Annotated in this window: 16 protein-coding genes; 11 read left to right on the forward strand and 5 right to left on the reverse strand. The window is 71.3% G+C overall.

All coding sequences use genetic code 11. The features are described 5' to 3' along the window. Nucleotides 1-67 precede the first annotated feature (67 nt). Together disA and radA are read right to left on the reverse strand one after the other, a co-directional pair. Complete coding sequence (gene disA / locus AQJ67_RS43570; RefSeq protein WP_062725632.1) at nucleotides 68-1,192, reverse strand: DNA integrity scanning diadenylate cyclase DisA; 1,125 nt, start codon at nucleotides 1,190-1,192, stop codon at nucleotides 68-70. 81 nt (nucleotides 1,193-1,273) lie between these two features. Next, nucleotides 1,274-2,683, reverse strand: a complete 1,410-nt coding sequence (gene radA, locus AQJ67_RS43575) for a DNA repair protein RadA (RefSeq protein WP_062725634.1) — start codon at nucleotides 2,681-2,683, stop codon at nucleotides 1,274-1,276. A gap of 240 nt (nucleotides 2,684-2,923) precedes the next feature. Between radA and AQJ67_RS43580 the strand changes: the two genes are divergently transcribed. Further along, nucleotides 2,924-4,735: a BACON domain-containing protein gene (locus tag AQJ67_RS43580; RefSeq protein ID WP_062725635.1), complete on the forward strand. Its 1,812-nt coding sequence runs from the start codon at nucleotides 2,924-2,926 to the stop codon at nucleotides 4,733-4,735. A gap of 31 nt (nucleotides 4,736-4,766) precedes the next feature. Here the strand turns inward: AQJ67_RS43580 and AQJ67_RS43585 are convergent, their stop codons facing one another. After that, nucleotides 4,767-5,627, reverse strand: a complete 861-nt coding sequence (locus AQJ67_RS43585) for a DUF3109 family protein (protein WP_062725637.1) — start codon at nucleotides 5,625-5,627, stop codon at nucleotides 4,767-4,769. Nucleotides 5,628-5,710: 83 nt separating this feature from the next. Here AQJ67_RS43585 and AQJ67_RS43590 point away from each other — a divergent pair, with 83 nt between their 5' ends. The 4 genes from AQJ67_RS43590 to ilvD all read left to right on the forward strand — a co-directional run bounded on the left by AQJ67_RS43590 (nucleotide 5,711) and on the right by ilvD (nucleotide 10,535). Beyond that, nucleotides 5,711-6,643 carry a Ppx/GppA family phosphatase gene (locus AQJ67_RS43590; RefSeq protein ID WP_062725639.1) on the forward strand — a complete coding sequence of 311 codons (933 nt, stop codon included), beginning with the start codon at nucleotides 5,711-5,713 and terminating at the stop codon, nucleotides 6,641-6,643. A 342-nt stretch (nucleotides 6,644-6,985) separates the two neighbouring features. Then, complete coding sequence (locus tag AQJ67_RS43595; protein ID WP_079056554.1) at nucleotides 6,986-7,810, forward strand: sugar phosphate isomerase/epimerase family protein; 825 nt, start codon at nucleotides 6,986-6,988, stop codon at nucleotides 7,808-7,810. Continuing rightward, nucleotides 7,807-8,433, forward strand: coding sequence for a TetR/AcrR family transcriptional regulator (locus AQJ67_RS43600; RefSeq protein WP_062725643.1), 627 nt, complete (start codon nucleotides 7,807-7,809; stop codon nucleotides 8,431-8,433). The genes AQJ67_RS43595 and AQJ67_RS43600 overlap by 4 nt, the downstream gene beginning before the upstream one ends. A gap of 248 nt (nucleotides 8,434-8,681) precedes the next feature. Next, nucleotides 8,682-10,535, forward strand: coding sequence for a dihydroxy-acid dehydratase (gene ilvD / locus AQJ67_RS43605; RefSeq protein WP_062725645.1), 1,854 nt, complete (start codon nucleotides 8,682-8,684; stop codon nucleotides 10,533-10,535). Between the two features lie 241 nt (nucleotides 10,536-10,776). On the opposite strand, the gene AQJ67_RS43610 is transcribed toward ilvD, so the two are convergent. Beyond that, nucleotides 10,777-13,008, reverse strand: coding sequence for a protein kinase domain-containing protein (locus AQJ67_RS43610; protein WP_062725647.1), 2,232 nt, complete (start codon nucleotides 13,006-13,008; stop codon nucleotides 10,777-10,779). A gap of 182 nt (nucleotides 13,009-13,190) precedes the next feature. Between AQJ67_RS43610 and AQJ67_RS43615 the strand changes: the two genes are divergently transcribed. The 6 genes from AQJ67_RS43615 to proC all read left to right on the forward strand — a co-directional run bounded on the left by AQJ67_RS43615 (nucleotide 13,191) and on the right by proC (nucleotide 17,973). Beyond that, nucleotides 13,191-13,547, forward strand: a complete 357-nt coding sequence (locus tag AQJ67_RS43615; protein ID WP_062725649.1) for an SH3 domain-containing protein — start codon at nucleotides 13,191-13,193, stop codon at nucleotides 13,545-13,547. A gap of 316 nt (nucleotides 13,548-13,863) precedes the next feature. Next, entirely contained in the window at nucleotides 13,864-14,367 is a 504-nt protein-coding gene (locus tag AQJ67_RS43620; protein WP_062725650.1) for a hypothetical protein, read from the forward strand. A gap of 115 nt (nucleotides 14,368-14,482) precedes the next feature. Next, nucleotides 14,483-15,253 carry a class I SAM-dependent methyltransferase gene (locus tag AQJ67_RS43625; RefSeq protein ID WP_062725652.1) on the forward strand — a complete coding sequence of 257 codons (771 nt, stop codon included), beginning with the start codon at nucleotides 14,483-14,485 and terminating at the stop codon, nucleotides 15,251-15,253. Nucleotides 15,254-15,461: 208 nt separating this feature from the next. Beyond that, nucleotides 15,462-16,262 (forward strand): ABC transporter ATP-binding protein, encoded by an 801-nt coding sequence (locus AQJ67_RS43630; RefSeq protein ID WP_062725654.1) that lies wholly within the window; start codon nucleotides 15,462-15,464, stop codon nucleotides 16,260-16,262. Continuing rightward, nucleotides 16,259-17,050, forward strand: coding sequence for an ABC transporter permease (locus AQJ67_RS43635; RefSeq protein WP_062725656.1), 792 nt, complete (start codon nucleotides 16,259-16,261; stop codon nucleotides 17,048-17,050). Before AQJ67_RS43630 ends, AQJ67_RS43635 begins: the two co-directional genes overlap by 4 nt. Before the next feature lie 107 nt (nucleotides 17,051-17,157). Continuing rightward, nucleotides 17,158-17,973: a pyrroline-5-carboxylate reductase gene (proC, locus tag AQJ67_RS43640; RefSeq protein ID WP_062725658.1), complete on the forward strand. Its 816-nt coding sequence runs from the start codon at nucleotides 17,158-17,160 to the stop codon at nucleotides 17,971-17,973. 42 nt (nucleotides 17,974-18,015) lie between these two features. Here the strand turns inward: proC and trpS are convergent, their stop codons facing one another. Then, complete coding sequence (gene trpS, locus AQJ67_RS43645) at nucleotides 18,016-19,059, reverse strand: tryptophan--tRNA ligase (RefSeq protein ID WP_062725660.1); 1,044 nt, start codon at nucleotides 19,057-19,059, stop codon at nucleotides 18,016-18,018. Nucleotides 19,060-19,593: the final 534 nt, after the last annotated feature.

Below are 19,593 nucleotides of genomic sequence, written 5' to 3' on the forward strand. Positions count from 1 at the left end.
CGGGCACGTACGGCCATGACGGCGACGCACCCGAGCAGCGATCTGTCGCGGTGTTTCCGGCGGAGCGCTAGACGTACCGCTCCAGGATGGAGCTCTCCGCCAGCCGCGACAGGCCCTCCCGCACGCTGCGCGCCCGCGCCTCGCCGACGCCGTCCACCGTCTGGAGGTCGTCCACGCTGGCGGCGAGCAGCTTCTGCAGGCCGCCGAAGTGCTCCACCAGACGGTCGATGATCGCGCCCGGCAGCCTCGGCACCTTGGCCAGCAGACGGAAGCCGCGCGGGGAGACCGCCGAGTCCAGCGCCTCCGGGGATCCGGTGTAGCCCAACGCCCGTGCCACCGTGGGCAGTTCCAGGAGCTCGGCGTGGGTGAGGGCGTCCAGCTCGTACAGCGCCTCGTCGACCGTGCGGGAGCGCTTGGCGGTGGGCTCGGGGACGTAGTCGCGCACCACGAGCTCGCGCTCGGGCTCCACGCCCGCGATCAACTCGTCCAGCTGGAGAGCCAGGAGACGGCCGTCGGTGCCCAGCTCCACCACGTACTCCGCGATCTCGGTCGCGATGCGCCGGACCATCTCCAGCCGCTGGGCGACCGCCGAGACGTCGCGGACCGTCACCAGGTCCTCGATCTCCAGCGCTGACAACGTTCCCGCGACCTCGTCGAGGCGGAGCTTGTAGCGCTCCAGGGTCGCCAGGGCCTGGTTGGCGCGGGAGAGGATCGCCGCCGAGTCCTCCAGGACGCGGCGGTGGCCGTCGACGTAGAGCGCGATCAGCCGCATGGACTGGGAGACCGAGACGACCGGGAAGCCGACCTGCTTGCTGACCCGGTCCGCCGTGCGGTGCCGGGTGCCGGTCTCCTCCGTGGGGATCGTGGGGTCCGGGACCAGCTGGACGCCGGCGCGCAGGATCTTCGACAGGTCCGACGACAGCACGATGCCGCCGTCGAGCTTGCACAGCTCACGCAGACGCGTCGCCGTGAACTCGACATCCAGGACGAATCCGCCCGTGCACATCGCCTCGACGGTCTTGTCGGAGCCGAGCACGATGAGTCCGCCGGTGTTGCCGCGGAGGATCCGCTCAAGCCCGTCGCGCAAGGCCGTGCCGGGTGCCACGGCGCTCAGTGAGGCGCGCATCAGGCCATCGGCACCGGAGCTCCCACCGGACTTTCCGGGAGCTGCTGCCCGGTCGTTGGCTGCCACTGCACTCCTCCGGTCGCAGGTTCTGGGACGCTCCCGTTTCGCACACTCGGTTCGTACGGACGGGCGAGACCAGGGCAAAGTCTACCGGCGGTCCTCCTCGTCCCGTGGGGCCTCTCGCCGACGCGACCGCGGAAGGACCCGGAGCGCATCCCCTATGTCGGCCACTTCCAGCACCTTCATGCCCGCGGGGACCTTGCCCGGGTCGCCCGGAACGAGGGCGTGGGTGAAGCCCAGACGGTGCGCTTCGGCCAGTCTGCGCTGGACGCCCGTGACCCGTCTGACCTCGCCCGCGAGGCCGACCTCGCCGATCGCGACGAGGTTCTTGGGGAGAGGTGTGTCACTGGCGGCGGAGGCCAGCGCGAGGGCGACGGCGAGGTCCGCGGCGGGCTCCGAGAGCTTCACGCCGCCGACCGTCGCGGAGTAGATGTCCCGCTTGCCGAGCGCGCTGATCCGGCCACGCTGTTCGAGTACGGCCAGCATCATCGAGACGCGTGAGGTCTCCAGTCCGGACGTCGTACGGCGCGGGGAGGGGATCTGCGAGTCGACGGTGAGTGCCTGTACCTCGGCGACCAGCGGGCGGCGGCCCTCCAGGGTGACCGTCAGGCAGGTGCCGGGGACAGGTTCGTCACGACGGGTCAGGAAAAGTCCGCTTGGGTCGGCGAGGCCCGTGATGCCCTCGTCGTGCAGTTCGAAGCAGCCGACCTCGTCCGTCGCGCCGTAGCGGTTCTTCACGCCCCGGACGAGCCGCAGGCGCGCGTGCCGGTCGCCCTCGAAGTGGAGCACCACGTCGACGAGGTGCTCCAGGAGCCGGGGGCCGGCGATGGCGCCGTCCTTCGTGACGTGTCCCACAAGCAGCGTGGACATGCCGCGGTCCTTGGAGGCGCGGATCAGGGCGCCGGCCACCTCCCGGACCTGGGCCATGCCGCCGGGCGCCCCGTCGATCTCCGGGGACGCCACGGTCTGCACGGAGTCGAGGATGAGCAGCGACGGCTTCACCGCGTCCAAGTGGCCCAGCACGGCGGCCAGATCGGTCTCGGCGGCGAGATAGAGGTGGTCGTCGAGGGCGCCGATGCGGTCGGCGCGCAGCCGCACCTGGCTGGCCGACTCCTCGCCGGTGACATAGAGGGTGGGGTGCTCGTCGCTCGCCGACTTGGCGGCCACGTCCAGCAGCAGCGTGGACTTGCCGACGCCGGGCTCGCCCGCGAGGAGGACCACGGCGCCGGGCACCAGGCCGCCGCCGAGCACCCGGTCCAGCTCGGGCACGCCGGTGGACCGCGCGGTGGCCCGTCGGCCGTCGACCTGTCCGATGGGCAGCGCGGAGTTCGTCACCCGGCCCGGGGTCGTCGTACGGACCGCGGGCGCGCCGTACTCCTCGACCGTCCCCCAGGCCTGGCACTCGGGGCAGCGGCCGAGCCACTTGGCCGTCTGCCAGCCGCACTCCGTGCAGCGGTAGGACGGGCGGTCCTTCGTGGTCTTGGTACGGGCAGCCATGCGAAGAACCGTAACCGAGCCCACTGACAACGCCGCACGGTCGCGCACACGGCGCCTCTCCGGGCCGGCACAGGGGCCGCTCGGCGGGCTTCCGCGGGGGCCGCCGCCTCGGGCCACTCGTCATGCACAAGCCATGGAATCCCGGGTTCCTGTACCCCTTTGAGGGATCGTTTCACCCGTACGGATTAAAACTGCTCAAGCGGGCGGAAGGTGCCACGCCGGGCCGCCTACGGTCCACGAATGACGAGCAGCAGTCCGGAGACCTCGACCCGCACCGCCGGCGCGCATCGGGCGCATCGGGAGGCGCGTGATCGTGCGGCGGCGCGCACCTTGGCGCAGCGGCCGCCCGCGCGCTACGAGCCGTATCTGGACGGGCTGTTCACCTACTGCCTGTCCGTGCTGTGCGACCACGACACCGCGACCGCGGCCCTCGGCGACGTCCTCGCGCTCGCCGAGCGGCGCGGGCAGCGGGTGCCGGAGACCGCCGCGGACCGCAGGCCCTGGCTGTACGCGCTGGCCCGCTGGGCGTGTCTGCGCAAGCTGGCCGAGGCCAAGCAGAAACGTCAGAGCAGCCATGCGGCGGGCCGTCCCGGCGCCCATCGGCAGACGGGGGCGCAGTCCGCCCGGGCGGGTGTCTCCGAGGAGGTCCAGGAGCAGCGGCGCCGCGAACTCGCCCAGCTGGCCTGGCCCGAGGCCGCCGGTACCACCCCGGAGCAGCGCGAGGCCCTCGAACTCGCCGTACGCCACCACCTCGCCACCCACGAGGTCGCCGCCGTCCTCGGCATCGACCTGGCCGCCACCCGCGAACTGCTCGCCTCCGCCGCCTGCGAGGTCGAGCGCACCCGCGCGGCCCTCGCCGTCGTCGAGACCGGCGCCTGCCCGAGCGTCGCCCGCCTCACCGGCGACAACCAGGTCGTCCTCGGCACCGCCCTGCGCCGCGAGCTCGTCCGGCACGTCGACGACTGCCCGCGCTGCCGTCGCACCGCCGAGCGCGCCGTCCCCGGCCGGTGGCCCGGCGCGGCCGTCACCCCCGCCGAACTGCCCGTCCTCCAGGCCCCCCGCGCGGCCCTCCACATGGCCCTCGCGCACACCCCACGCGCGCGTGGCGTGGCCGTACCGCGTTTCGACCGGCGCGGCTTCCCGATGGACCCCAAGGACCGCGCCGCCCGCAGGGACCGTCTGCGCGCGCGTGCCGTCACCACGACCGTCGTCGCCACCGTCGTCGGCGCCCCGGTCATCGCCCTGTGGGCCGCCTACCGGGGCACCGCGACCGGTGAGGGCGTCGACGGCCACTCGGCCAGCGCGAGCGAGGCCCGCGGCCCGGGCGCCCTCGACGGCGACGCCGCGGGGGACGGCTACGAGAACGCCGGGAACGCGAGCGCCAGGCGGGGGGACCGGCTCGGCGAGCGCGGCACACCGGACGTCTCCGTGGAGGTCATCAGCGTCAGCGGCGCGCACGCGGCGGGGACCGGGCGACTGGAGGTCTCGGCCGGCCACAGCGGTGACACGACGTTCGTCACCCTCACGGCGACGGGGCGGGCGCCGGTGCGCTGGTCCGCGAGCACCGGTGCGCACTGGCTCTACCTGAGCCAGTCGGCGGGAACCCTGGCGCCTGGCGAGTCGTTGACGATCAAGGTGTACGTCGACCATCTGCGCGAGCCGTCCGGGCACTGGAGCGCGCGCGTGGCGATCTCACCGGCCGGCGCCCTCGTCTCCATCGAGGGCTACGGCACCGCCCCGAGCCCTTCCGACCCCGGCCACGGACCTGGCCCCGATCCGTACCCCACGGATCCGACCGACCCCGGGACGCCCAGCGGGCCGCCGCCCTCGTCCTCCGGACCCGACCCGACGCCGACGACACCGGCCCCGACCGACCCGGGGACGCCGAGCGACCCGCCGCCGTCGTCTCCCGACCCCGATCCGTCGCCCACGGCCGACGACCCGGCGCCGTCCGATCCGACCGGCCCGTCAGATCCCTCGGGTCCGTCCGGGCCGGGGGGCTCGACGCCGCCGCCGAGCGGGAGCGGCGACCCGAGCCCGTCGGGGCCGTAGGCGCCGGTGCCGCCCGGTGGGCGGGGAGGCCCTAGTCGACGGGATCCGCCGGATGCGGAGCGACCAGCGGCAGCTGCGAGGCCAGCCGCTGCTCGCACAGCTCGACCAGGCGGTCGTAACCCGCCTTGCCCATCAGCTCCATCAGCTCCGGCCGGTAGGACACGTACACCGGGTCGCCCGCGCCGTGCGCCGAGGTCGCCGACGTGCACCACCAGTGCAGGTCATGGCCGCCCGGGCCCCAGCCGCGGCGGTCGTACTCACCGATCGACACCTGGAGCACCCGGGTGTCGTCGGGCCGGTCGATCCAGTCGTACGTCCGGCGGACCGGCAGCTGCCAGCAGACGTCCGGCTTGGTCTCCAGCGGCTCGCGGCCCTCCTTCAGGGCGAGGATGTGCAGCGAGCAGCCCGCGCCGCCCGCGAAGCCGGGGCGGTTCTGGAAGATGCAGGAGCCGTTGAAGGGGCGGGTCTGGCGGTCGCCGTCCTCGTCCTCCGAGATCCAGCCGTGCTCCATGCCCTCGTCATGGTGCTGCCAGATCTCCGGCGTGAGCCTCGCCACATGCTCGGCGACCCGCTTCTCGTCGTCCTCGTCGGAGAAGTGCGCGCCCAGCGTGCAGCAGCCGTCGTCCGCGCGGCCCGCCTGGATGCCCTGGCAGCCACTGCCGAAGATGCAGTTCCAACGGGAGGTCAGCCATGTCAGATCGCAGCGGAAGACCTGCTCGTCGTCCGCCGGATCAGGGAACTCCACCCATGCGCGCGCGAAGTCGAGGCCCTTCTCGTCCGGTTCCGGGGAGTCGTTCTTGGGCTTCTTCGACTTCGTGGCCGCCTTCGCCTGCGAAGAACCCTTGGCTGGTTTGGCCGTCTTGTCGGTCTTCGCCTTTTTCGTCTTTGGCACGGGTCCAGGGTACGGCGTCCGTACCTGCGGCTTCGAGGACCTTGAAGGTCGGGGGAACGCCCGGTGGCAGTAGCGTTCCGTACATGAGACTCGGTGTCCTCGACGTGGGATCTAACACGGTGCATCTGCTGGTGGTGGATGCGCACCCGGGCGCGCGCCCGTTGCCCGCGCATTCGCACAAGGTGGAACTGCGCCTTGCCCAACTCCTCGATGACAGTGGCGCCATCGGTCCCGAGGGGGTCGACAAGCTGATCGGCGTCGTTCACGAGGCGCTGCAGGCGGCCGAGGACAAGGGCGTCGAGGAAGTGCTCCCGTTCGCGACGTCCGCGGTGCGGGAGGCCAGCAACGCCGATGACGTACTCGCGCGTGTGAAGGCTGAAACCGGCGTTGAACTGCAGGTTCTCACCGGGTCCGAGGAGGCTCGGCTTACCTTCCTCGCCGTTCGGCGCTGGTTCGGGTGGTCGGCCGGGAAGCTGCTCGTGCTGGACATCGGGGGCGGGTCGCTGGAGATCGCCTACGGCATCGACGAGGAGCCGGACGCGGCGGTGTCGCTGCCGCTCGGGGCGGGGCGGCTGACGGCGGGGTGGCTGCCGGGGGATCCGCCGGAGGCCGAGGACATACGTGGGCTGCGGCGGCATGTGCGGGCGCAGATCGCCCGTACGGTCGGCGAATTCAGCCGCTTCGGTGCGCCGGACCACGTGGTCGCCACGTCCAAGACCTTCAAGCAACTGGCCCGCATCGCCGGCGCCGCCCGCTCCGCGGAGGGCCTGTACACCCAGCGCGAGCTGAAGCGGGAGTCCCTTGAGGCGTGGGTCCCGCGCCTGGCGGGGATGACGGTGGCCCAGCGCGCGGAACTCCCCGGGGTCTCGGAGGGGCGGGCGGGGCAGTTGCTGGCGGGGGCGCTCGTGGCTGAGGGCGCGATGGATCTGTTCGGGGTGGAGACGCTGGAGGTCTGTCCTTGGGCGTTGCGGGAGGGTGTGATCCTGCGGAAGTTGGATCACTTGTCGGTGGGGTGATGCCTGCGGCGGTCCGTGGCTGTCCGGTGGGGTGGTGGGTCGGGGCCGTGTCATTTTCAGCCCGTCCGGCGTTTGAGGACGAGGCCCGAAGGGCCGACAGCGGGGTCTGGGGGCGCAGCCCCCAGCGGGGTCGAAGGGGCGGAGCCCCTGGGGATGGGACGGGTAGGGGCGGCGGGGGCGAGGAAAGCGGGGGCGCGTGAGGCCCGCCACACGCTCGCCCGTACTGCTCCACCCCCACCCCCGGCATAACCCCAGTTCGCACCCCTGGCCGATTACCCCCCTCCTCCCAGCCACGAACCCATCGGTTCCCCCGCGCCCACCCCCGCCCCGTACGCTGTCCCCGTGGCAGAACCAGTGGTGCGCATCCCGGATGCGAAGGTCGCCCTGTCGACGGCCTCGGTCTATCCGGAGTCGACGGCGACGGCCTTCGAGATCGCGGCGCGCCTCGGGTACGACGGCGTCGAGGTCATGGTCTGGACCGACCCGGTCAGCCAGGACATGGAGGCGCTGCGGAGGCTCAGCGACTACCACCGCATCCCGATCCTCGCCGTCCACGCCCCGTGCCTGCTGATCACCCAGCGCGTATGGTCCACCGACCCCTGGACCAAGCTCCAGCGCGCCCAGGCGGCCGCCGAGAAGCTGGGCGCCGGCACCGTCGTCGTACACCCCCCGTTCCGCTGGCAGCGCCAGTACGCCCGCGACTTCGTCGAGGGAATCTGGCGGATGGCGAACGAGACGGATGTGCGGTTCGCCGTAGAGAACATGTACCCCTGGCGCTACCGCGACCGCGAGATGCTCGCGTACGCCCCCGACTGGGACGTCACGAACGACGACTACCGGCACTTCACGATCGACCTCAGTCACACCGCGACCGCCCGCAGCGACGCGCTCCAGATGGTCGACCGCATGGGCGACCGCCTCGGACACGTCCACCTCGCCGACGGCCGCGGGTCGGCCAAGGACGAGCACCTCGTCCCCGGCCGCGGCACCCAGCCCTGCGCCGAGGTGCTGGAGCGGCTCGCCCTGACCGGCTTCGACGGTCACGTCGTCATCGAGGTCAACACCCGCCGCGCCATGTCCAGCGCCGAACGCGAGGCCGACCTCGCCGAGGCCCTCGCCTTCACACGGCTGCATCTGGCCTCCGCGGTGAAGGTGCCCCGGCCGTGACCGACACCACCTCGGGACCGGGCGGGGTGAGCTCCCGACGCCGCGGCCGACCCCCTCGTACGGAATCCGCCGACACCCGCGACCGCATCCTCGACGCGGCCCGCGAGGAGTTCTCCGAACGGGGCTACGAGAAGACGTCCGTGCGGGGGATCGCCAAGGCGGCCGGGGTCGACTCGGCGCTCGTGCACCACTACTTCGGCACCAAGGAGCAGGTCTTCGAGGCATCGGTGGAGGTCGCCTTCGCGCCCGCCCTGAAGGTGCGGGACGTGGTGCTGGAAGGACCTCTGGATGACGTCGGGGAGCGTATGACCCGCGTCATCTTCGGACTCTGGGAGAACCCCGTCACGCGCAAGCCGCTGCTGGCGATCGTGCGGTCCGCCGTCAACAACGACGCCGCGGCCGCCGTCTTCCGGCGGCTCGTCTCCGCTCAGCTGCTGCGCCGTATCGCCGGTGAGATCGACGCCCCGGACGCGGAGCTGCGCGCCGAGCTGGCGGCCGCGCAGCTGGTGGGCGTCGCGATGATGCGGTACGTCATCAAGATCGAGCCGGTCGCCTCGGTGGACGTGGAGCAGATCATCGGGCGGGTGGCGCCGGTGGTGCAGGGGCATCTCACCGGGCGGTGACACCGTCGAGGGCTGGTCTCGCCGGGTGGTACCCGCGGGACTTCCGCGGGCCGGCTGACCCCCGGATGGCTGTTCCGCGAGACATCCGTCCGGGGCCGGCCGACCCCGGATGGCTGTTCCGCGAGACATCCGTCCCGTATTCCGGACACCTCGTCCCGCCCTCTGGATGACCGGCGTACGCTCGTTAGCAGTCAGAAGTCTCTGACCGCAGTCTCTGCAGTCTTGCAGTCCCTAAGGAGCGAGCGACGATGCCCGAGCTGAGGTCCCGCACAGTCACCCACGGCCGCAACATGGCGGGCGCCCGCGCCCTTATGCGCGCCTCCGGTGTACCCGGTGCGGACATCGGCCGGAAGCCGATCATCGCGGTGGCGAACTCGTTCACCGAGTTCGTGCCCGGCCACACCCACCTCCAGCCCGTCGGCCGGATCGTCAGCGAGGCGATCAGGGAGGCCGGCGGCATCCCGCGCGAGTTCAACACGATCGCCGTGGACGACGGCATCGCGATGGGCCACGGCGGCATGCTGTACAGCCTGCCCTCCCGCGACCTCATCGCCGACAGCGTGGAGTACATGGTCGAGGCCCACTGCGCCGACGCCCTGATCTGCATCTCCAACTGCGACAAGATCACCCCGGGCATGCTGAACGCCGCCCTGCGGCTCAACATCCCGACCGTCTTCGTCTCCGGCGGCCCCATGGAGTCCGGCCGCGCCACGCTCGTCGACGGCACGGTCCGCACCCTCGACCTGGTCGACGCGATCTCCGACGCGGTGAACGACAAGATCTCGGACGAGGACATCCTCCGTATCGAGGAGAACGCCTGTCCGACCTGCGGCTCCTGTTCCGGCATGTTCACCGCCAACTCGATGAACTGCCTGACCGAGGCCATCGGCCTCTCCCTGCCCGGCAACGGCTCGGTCCTCGCCACGCACACGGCCCGCAAGGCCCTGTACGAGGACGCCGCCCGCACGGTCATGGACATCACCCGCCGCTACTACGAGCAGGACGACGAGACGGTCCTGCCGCGCAACGTCGCCACCTTCGCGGCGTTCGAGAACGCCATGGCGCTCGACATCGCGATGGGCGGCTCCACGAACACGATCCTGCACCTGCTGGCCGCGGCCCAGGAGGCGGGTGTCCCCTTCGGGCTGAACGAGATCGACGCGGTCTCCCGCCGGGTCCCCTGCCTGGCGAAGGTCGCCCCGAACGTCGCCAAGGACCGTACGTACTACATGGAGGACGTGCACCGCGCCGGCGGCATCCCCGCCCTGCTGGGCGAGCTGCACCGCGCCGGGCTGCTCAACGAGGACGTGCACGCCGTGCACAGCCCCTCCCTGTCGGACTGGCTGAAGACCTGGGACGTGCGCGGCGGATCCCCCTCCCCGAAGGCCGTCGAGCTGTGGCACGCCGCCCCCGGCTGTGTCCGCTCCGCGGAGGCCTTCTCGCAGTCCGAGCGCTGGGAGGCCCTCGACGAGGACGCCGAGGGCGGCTGCATCCGCAGCGCCGAGCACGCGTACTCCAAGGACGGCGGCCTCGCGGTCCTCAAGGGCAACCTCGCCGTGGACGGGTGCGTCGTGAAGACGGCCGGTGTCGACGAGTCCATCTGGACTTTCGAGGGACCGGCTGTCGTCTGCGAGTCGCAGGAAGAGGCCGTCGAGAAGATCCTCAACAAGCAGGTGACCGATGGTGATGTCGTCGTCATCCGGTACGAGGGTCCCAAGGGCGGCCCCGGCATGCAGGAGATGCTCTACCCGACGTCCTTCCTCAAGGGCCGCGGCCTCGGCAAGACCTGCGCCCTGATCACCGACGGCCGCTTCTCCGGCGGCACCTCCGGCCTGTCCATCGGCCACGCCTCCCCGGAGGCCGCGTCCGGCGGCACGATCGCCCTCGTCGAGGCCGGCGACCGTATCCGCATCGACATCCCGAATCGCTCGATCGAGTTGCTCGTCGACGACGCGGAACTCGCCCGTCGCGAGCAGGCGTTGAACGGGGCGTACGCCCCGAAGGGCCGCGAGCGGAAGGTGTCCGCGGCACTGCGGGCCTACGCCGCGATGGCGACCAGCGCGGACAAGGGCGCCGTCCGGGATGTGTCCAAGCTGGGCTGATGGCCGGGCTGGGCTGATGGCCGAGCTGGGGTGATGACCGGGCTGGGCTGATGGCCGAGCTGGGGTGATGACCGGGCTGGGCTGATGGCCGAGCTGGGGTGATGACCGGGCTGGGGTGATGGCCGAGCCGGGTTGACGTAGGGCAGCGGCGCCTGGCCGTCACTGGCGTACGTGCCGGTGCCCTCGACGCACGCGTACGTATCGCAGGGGCCGTCTCCTCAGGGGGCGGCCCCCGCGCCTGTCACCAGGCCGACGGGTCCCGGGCGTCGGCGGCGAAGACGGTGCCGTCGGGGGCGGTGGCGTAGACGCGGCCGTCGGCGAGAACGGGCTCGGGCAGATCGGCCGCCATCTGGTCCGAGCCCGCGCTGAGCCGTGGGGGCGTCTGGCCCACGAGCCGGCCGTCGTCGGCGTCCACGGCGAGCAGCCGGCCGTCGGGGGCACTGACGTACACATGACGGCCGTCACTGACGGGCGACGACGTACGCAGCACGGACGTCTCCAGACTCCAGAGCTGCTTGCGCGCCTCCATGTCGACGGCGCTCACCTTCCCGTCACCGCCCACGAGGTAGACGACGTCCCCGCGCACGGTGCCGTGCGCACGCGAGAGCGGGAGGGGCAGCGGCACGCGGCGTGAGGACCGGTCGGCGGGGGAGTAGCGGACCAGGGCCCGCGCATCGCTGTAGACACCCTCGATGGAGACGAAGCAGACCGACCCGTCCGACGTGCCGACGGGCTTCAGCGTCCCCTCCATCCGGGCGTCCCAACGCACGTCACCCGTGCCCGGATCGAGCGCGACGACCCGCGTGCCCGAACCGTCCACGGACGTGCTCGTCGCGTACGCCAGCGGGTCTCCGGCGAACGAGACGAAGTTCGGCGCCTGAAGACCGGGCACGCGCCGGCTCCACTTCGTGTCCCCCGACCCGGCGTCCACGCCGGTGACCGTGCCGTCGGTGCCGGTGAGCAGCAGCATGTCTTCGACGGGCACCGAAGCGCCGTACGCGGGCACGTCCCGCTGCCAACGCGCCTTGCCCGTCGCCGGATCGAGCGCCTCCAGCCGCCGGCCCTCCCCGGACCACGGGTGGACGAGACCGCCCGCCACGGCCGGCGGCCCGCCCACCTGCGACGTGTCGACAGGGTGCCGCCACAGCAGCCGGCCGTCCATCGGGTCGAGCGCGAAGACGAGCCCCTCCTGCGCGCACACCACCTTGCCCACCCCGCGGGAGCACAGCGGCGTGTCCTTCTCGGGCCCCGACGTCGCCCACCCGCTGAACCCGGCCGACATGGTCCGTGAGCTCCTGGGCTCCGGCGTCGGCTCCAGACCGTCGAGCACCTGTACGGAGACCAGCGCGGCGACCGCGACGAGCGCGACGCTCCCGGCCCCGAGGGCCAACACCTTTCTCCGGCGTCGGCGTTCGCCGGGCAGCCGCTCGGCCTCCCCCTCGACACGCGGCTTCCGCTCGGCCTTCGCCCTGGCCTTCGGCTCGGCCTTCGGCTCGGCCTTCGCCCCGGCCTTCGCCCTGGCCTTCGGCTCGGCCCTCGACTCGACCTCCGACTCGACCTCCGAGCCGGCCCCCGACCCGACGCCCGGGCCGGACGGCTCCTCCGTGCTCCGCTGCGCCGGTATGAACGCCTGGGTGTCGTACGACGCCGCAACCGACCGCAGCTCCCGCATCAACTCGTCGGGCGTGGGCCGGTCCTCGGGCTCCTTGGCCAGACAGCGCGCGATGAGCGGGGCGAGATTCGCCGGTACGTCGGTCAGATCCGGCTCGTCATGGACGACCTGGTAGGCGACGACGTACGGGCTGTCCGAGTCGAACGGCCCCCGCCCCGTCGCCGCGTGCACCATCACGGACCCGAGCGCGAAGACATCTGCGGCGGGCCCGACCTCGCGCGGCCGCCGGAACTGCTCGGGTGCCATGAACGGCGGCGTACCGATCAGCTTCCCGGTCTCGGTGCGCAGTTCGCTGTCCTTTGGCCGAGAGATGCCGAAGTCGATGACCTTCGGTCCGTCGTCGGCGAGCAGTACATTGCTGGGCTTCAGGTCCCGGTGCACGACGCCGACCCGGTGGATGTCACGCAGCGCCTCCGCGAGTCCGGCCATCAGCCGCCGCAACTGCGCGGGCTCCATCGGCCCGTTCCGCTTCACCTGGTCGGAGAGCGTCGGACCGGGGATGAACAGCGTGGCCATCCAGGGCCGTTCGCACTCGGGATCGGCGTCCACGACCGGCGCGGTGAAGGCCCCGCTGACCTTCCTGGCTGCCCCTACCTCCTGCCGGAACCGCCCCCTGAACTCGGGATCCCTGGCGAACTCGGCATGCACGACCTTCACCGCGAGCTGCATGCCCGAAGTACTCCGGGCCAGATGGACGATGCCCATGCCGCCGGACCCCAGGCGCGACTCCAGGCGGTAGTGACCGGCGTACTCGGGAAGTTCCGCTTCCGCGCCCGCTCCGGCGTTCTGCTGTGGCGCCATGGGACCACCCCCGTGCTGTTCGTCCGCTCGCGCGACGCACGGAGCCTAGTCGATGACTCGTACGAGACAGAGGCGACTTGCTAGCCTCCGTGTTCCCAACACGCACATGTGTGCGTGGCGTGATTTAGGGGAATCAACGGGACCCCATGGCAGCCATGGGGATCAACGGGGGAGGTTTTGCCATGTCCGCAGATCGCGTTGAAGGTGTCGAAAGAGCCGCAGAAGTCGGGGGTGCCGACACCGACGAGGCCGTGGCGACGATGACAGCCACCGCAAGCGCCTCGGCGCTCCGCTACTACTCGGTCGCCCCGGGCGTCCGCCTGAACGTCCGCCGGGGCCCCGGCACCAACTACTCCGTCGTCCGCGTCCTGCCCGAGGGCGCCCAGATCCAGATCTTCTGCCAGACACCGGGCACCAACGTGACCGGCCCCTACGGCACCTCGAACATCTGGGACAACATCGACGACGGCGAGTTCGTCTCGGACGCCTACGTGAACACGGGCAGCGACGGCTACGTCCGCCCACGCTGCTCCTTCTGACCAGACCTGACCAGACCTGACCAGACCCGGGTCCCAACCCGGTCTCTTCCGGTCCCTTCCGGGTCCCGGGCCGGGTTCCTTCCGGGTCCCGAGCCAGGTCTCTTCCGGATGTCGAGCCGAGCCAGGCTCCTTCCGGGTCCCGAGCCGGGTCCCGAGCCGGGTCTCTTCCGGGTCCCGAGCCGGGTCCCTTTCGGGTCCCGAGCCGGGTCCCTTTCGGGTCCCGAGCCGGGCCCGGGACCCGGTTCACCGGACCCCGTGCGGAACACGTACGGATCCCGAACGGAGCCCGCGGACACGCCGGAGCCATAATCGACGCGTGAGCGAGAAGAACGGCACCCCGACCACCCCCGCGGGCTCTACCGGCCCCCGCCCCGAGCCCCTCCGCTTCTTCGGCACGACCTGGGTCGACCACGACAACGGCTACACCGCCCGCCGCATCGCGGTGTCCGCCGGCTCCCTCGCCACCGCCACCATCTCCTGCCTGGTCCTGCGCTTCGCCTACGAAGGGCTCCAGCTCTCCGACATCGGCGGTTTCGTCACCGTCCTGATGGTCGTGATGTTCGCGATCTGCAGCGCGCTCGCCTACCGCCACACCTGGGACGGCTTCGGCAAGCGCCCCGACCTCGACCGCCAGGCCTCCCTCCGCGGCCTGCTGGCCATCGGCTTCGTCGGCTCCCTCCTCGCCTACTTCTTCCGCTCCCTCGCCGAGGCCCCCGGCGAGAAGCTCCACCGCGAGGAATACGAAACGGCGCGCAAACAACACGAGAGCCGCACCACCCGCCGCACAGGCAACCCCTCAAAGAAGCGCCGCCGCAGCTAACACCGACAAGAGCCACGCCCTCCCTCTCCTCGGGCACGAGACGCGCCACCCACCACCGAACCCACCTCGCGCCAAACTCGGAGCACCCCGCACCAACCAGGGCCACCATGGCCCTATGACGGCCCCTTCCCACACCGACCGCGCCCGCTCCTTCAACGCCGCCGCAGCCCAGTACGCAGCGAACCGCCCCTCCTACCCACCCGCCCTCTTCGACACGATCGAGGAACTCGCCGGCCGCCCCTTCACCGGCGCGCGCGTCGTCGACGTCGGCGCGGGCACCGGCATCGGCACCGCCCTCCTGCGCGGGCGCGGCGCCGACGTACTCGCCGTGGAACCCGGCGACGGCATGGCGGCCCAGTTCCGCCTCAACCACCCCGACATACCGATAGTCCGCGGCAACGGCAACGCCCTCCCCCTGGCCACCGCCTCCGTCGACTTCGTCACCTACGCCCAGGCCTGGCACTGGACCGACCCCACCCACTCGGCGCCGGAGGCCCTCCGCGTCCTACGCCCCGGCGGCGCACTGGCCCTGTGGTGGAACACCACCCCGCTCGACATCCCCTGGCACATCGCCCAGGCGCAGCGCATCGAGCGCAGCTTCGGCAACCATCCCGTCGTCGAACAGAACGGCAGCGGAGCCCGAGCCGCCCTGACCGACCCCACCGGCCGCCTCGACTTCACCCGCCGCAAGGTCCGCTGGAGCCGCCGCGTCCCCCTCGACACGCACCTGGCGAACCTCGGCAGCCACTCGATCTTCCTGGTCCACGGCACCGAGGCGAGCACCGCCTTCCTCGCCGAGGAGAAGCAACACCTTCTCGCCGCCTTCCCCGACGGAACCATCGAAGAGACCTACGACGTCGACCTCCTGGTCGCCACCACCTCCTGACCCCACCACCTCCTGACCCCACCACCTCCTGACCCCACGACCACCGACACGGCCCCTCACCGTCCCCCTTCTCCCCCCCCTTCTCCCTCCTCCTCCCGCCCGCCCCGCCACACCGCGGCGAGGGCGGGCGAGCCATGTCTCGCCATACCGCAGCCCTAGGCCGCCCCGCCGCTTGACGCCGCTCACCCACCGGAGGATTATTCATCGCATGATGAATTATTCGTCCGTCCGATCCGACCCTCCCGACGAGGCCGCGATCCGAGCCGAGACCCTGAACGTCGTACGCGGCACCCGCCAGGTCCTCCGCGACCTCGACTTCACCGTCCCGCGCGGCCAGATCACCGGGCTCCTCGGCCCGTCGGGCTGCGGCAAGACGACCCTCATGCGAGCCGTCGTCGGCACCCAGGCCAAGGTCACCGGCACCCTCGACGTCCTCGGCCGCCCCGCCGGCCACCCCACCCTGCGCACCCGCATCGGCTACGTCACCCAAGCCCCCTCCATCTACGACGACCTGACCATCCGCCAGAACCTTGCCTACTTCGCCGCGATCCTCGACCCCGGCCGCGCGGCAGCCGACCGGCGCCACGAGAACGTCACCCGCGCCATCGCCGACGTCGACCTCACCAGCCACGCCGACGCCCTGGCCGGCGACCTCTCGGGAGGCCAGCGCAGCCGCGTCTCCCTCGCGGTCGCCCTCCTCGGCACCCCCGAACTCCTCGTCCTCGACGAACCGACGGTCGGCCTCGACCCCGTCCTGCGCCGCGACCTCTGGAACCTCTTCCACGACATCGCGGCCTCCCGCAGCGCCACCCTCCTCATCTCCTCCCACGTCATGGACGAGGCCGAGCGCTGCCACCGCCTCCTCCTCATGCGCGAGGGCCGGATCCTCGCCGACGACACCCCGGACGCCCTCCGTACCCGTACGCAGTCCGAGACCGTCGAAGCCGCCTTCCTGCACCTGGTCGACGAGGCGACCGCGGCCGCCCGCGCGAAGGAGACCACGCGATGACCACCACGACGACCCCGACCACCACACTCCGGCCCGCCCCCACCGGCGCCCTGAACCCGGCCCGCACCACCGCCACCGCCGCCCGGGTCCTGCGCCAGCTCCGCCACGACCCGCGCACCATCGCGCTGATGCTCCTCGTCCCCTGCCTGATGCTGTTCCTGCTGCGCTACGTCTTCGACGGCAGCCCGCGCACCTTCGACAACATCGGCGCCTCCCTCCTCGGGATCTTCCCGCTGATCACGATGTTCCTGGTCACCTCCATCGCCACCCTGCGCGAACGCACCTCCGGCACTCTCGAACGCCTCCTCGCCATGCCCCTCGGCAAGGGCGACCTGATCGCCGGCTACGCCCTCGCCTTCGGCACCCTCGCGATCATCCAGTCCGCCCTGGCGACCGGACTCGCCCTCTGGTTCCTCGGCCTGGACGTCGCCGGCAGCCCCTGGCTACTCCTGCTCGTGGCCCTGCTCGACGCACTGCTCGGCACCGCGCTCGGTCTCTTCGTCTCGGCCTTCGCGGCCTCCGAATTCCAGGCCGTCCAGTTCATGCCGGCCGTGATCTTCCCCCAGCTCCTCCTCTGCGGCCTCTTCACACCCCGCGACAACATGCACCCCGCCCTCGAGGCCATCTCCAACGTCCTCCCCATGTCCTACGCGGTCGACGGCATGAACGAAGTCCTCAAGCACACCGACATGACAGCCAACTTCGTCCGCGACGCCCTGATCGTGGCCGGTTGCGCCCTGCTGGTCCTCGCCCTCGGCGCGGCGACCCTGAGGCGCAGGACGCCATGACCGCTCCGGTGGCTTGCCCGTCCCGCCCAGCGGACACGCCCCCTCCGAAGCCGCCCCCGATGCGAGGATGAACCTGGACGACGCAACCCCCGGAGGGCACCCCAGCCATGACCCAGAAAGTCGCAGTCCTCGGCACCGGCAAGATCGGCGAAGCCCTGCTCAGCGGAATGATCCGCGGCGGCTGGGCCCCGGCCGACCTCCTGGTCACGACCCGCCGCGCGGAACGAGCCGAAGAACTCCGCACCCGTTACGGAGTCACCCCGGTCACCAACGCGGAAGCCGCCAAGACCGCCGACACCCTGATCCTCACGGTCAAGCCGCAGGACATGGGCACCCTCCTCGACGAACTCGCCCCGCACGTCCCCGCCGACCGCCTGGTCATCAGCGGAGCCGCAGGCATCCCCACCTCCTTCTTCGAGTCCCGCCTCGCCGCCGGCACCCCGGTCGTCCGCGTCATGACGAACACCCCCGCCCTCGTCGACGAGGCCATGTCCGTCATCTCCGCCGGCAGCCACGCCAGCGAAGCCGACCTCGCCCACGCCGAGGAAATCTTCGGCGCCGTGGGCAAGACACTCCGCGTCCCCGAGGGCCAGCAGGACGCCTGCACCGCCCTCTCCGGCTCCGGCCCGGCGTACTTCTTCTACCTGGTCGAAGCCATGACCGACGCCGGAATCCTGCTCGGCCTGCCCCGCGACAAGGCCCACGACCTGATCGTCCAGTCCGCGATCGGCGCCGCGACGATGCTCCGCGACAGCGGCGAACACCCCGTCAAGCTCCGCGAGAACGTGACGTCCCCCGCCGGCACCACCATCAACGCCATCCGCGAACTCGAGAACCACGGCGTACGAGCCGCCCTCATCGCCGCCCTCGAAGCCGCCCGCGACCGCAGCCGCGAACTGGCCTCCGGCAGCAACACCAAGTGACGCCCAGGGCCGCCCCACCCCAGGGCGGCCCCGAGCACACCCCTAGACGGTCACCTCGATATCGGCAGTCGCAGCCCCGCCCGCAGTGGCCGCCGCCGGCAGCAATCCGATCGCCCGATACGCGGCATCCACGGTCGGCCGGGCCATCGCCCGAGCTCGCTCCGCACCATCCCGCAGCACCCCCTCCACATAGCCAGGATCCGCGCACAGCTCCCTGTGCCTCTCCTGCACGGGCCTGAGAACCTCGACCACGGCCTCCGCGGTGGCCGACTTCAAAGAGCCGTACGACTCATATACACCGCTCAGCTCCGATGGGTTCCCACCCGTACAGGCAGCCAGGATCTCCAGCAGATTCGCCACCCCAGGCTGCGCGGCCCGGTCGTACACAACCTCCCGCCCGCTGTCGGTCACCGCCCGCATGACCTTCTTCCGCACCACATCCGGCTCGTCGAGCAGATAGACGATCCCCGGCCCGGAGTCATCGCTCTTGCCCATCTTCGAGGCCGGATCCTGCAGGTTCATCACCCGAGCCGCGACCTGCGGAGGCGTCGCCCGGGGCACCACGAACGTGTGCCCGTACCGCTGGTTGAACCGCACCGCCAGATCCCGCGCGAGCTCCACATGCTGCGTCTGATCGTCCCCGACCGGCACCTCGTCAGTCCCGTACGCCAGGATGTCCGCCGCCATCAGCACCGGATACGTCAGCAGCGACAGCCGCACACTCCCCCCGCGCTCCCGCTCCCGCACGGCCTTCTCCTTGTACTGGATCATCCGCCGCATCTCACCGTCCGTGGCCACGCACTCCAGCACGTACGACAGCCGCGCGTGCTCATCCACATGACTCTGTACGAACACGGTGCACAGCTCCGGATCCAGCCCCGACGCAAGCAACAACGTCGCCGCCTGCCGACTGAGCCTTCGCACCCGCGCCGGATCGTGGTCCACGGTCAGCGCGTGCAGATCGACGATGCAGAACAACGCGTCGGCCTGGTGCTGATCGACGGTCGCCCACCGCCGCATGGCCCCCAGGTAGTTCCCCAGCGTCAGATGCCCGGTCGGCTTGACCCCACTGAAAACCCGCTTCATCTCTCTCCACCTCCTGGTCGAGGCCGCCGCCCCCGGCCGGCCGACCCTCAGGAGCTCTGGAGGGAGAAACGAGAACGGCCGCCGAGGCGGCGGCCGTTGAGTGCATACGTGACTACGGCCGCCGTCAGGCGGCCCACCAGAGCTGGATGCACGTATGCGTCGTCATGCGTCCCAGAGTACGCCCCGGGGGTGCCGTCCGGCGTGAAGTTGACACGCCCTGACCCGATCCGTAGTGTTCTCCGAGTTGTCCGACGTGAGCGCCGACTTCGGTCGGTCCCCGGACAGCCACTCCGCAAGTACCAACCATCATTCGACGACAGTCGATCCGTCTGCCGTCGTTTCATTGGCATGCGTATTTACGGAATGAGGAATCCGCGTTCGATAGAACGCCGCCCCCGATTAGCTCGGGAGCAGGGAATCCGCTAAAGTCTCACTCGTCGGAACGGCCCAACGGCCGCGAAGACAAGCCCCGCTGACTGGGAGTCAGGCCCGAAAGGATCTGGTAGAGTCGGAAACGCCGGAAAGGGAAACGCG

The sequence above is a fragment of the Streptomyces caeruleatus genome (assembly GCF_001514235.1).
In the GTDB taxonomy this organism is placed as follows: domain Bacteria; phylum Actinomycetota; class Actinomycetes; order Streptomycetales; family Streptomycetaceae; genus Streptomyces; species Streptomyces caeruleatus.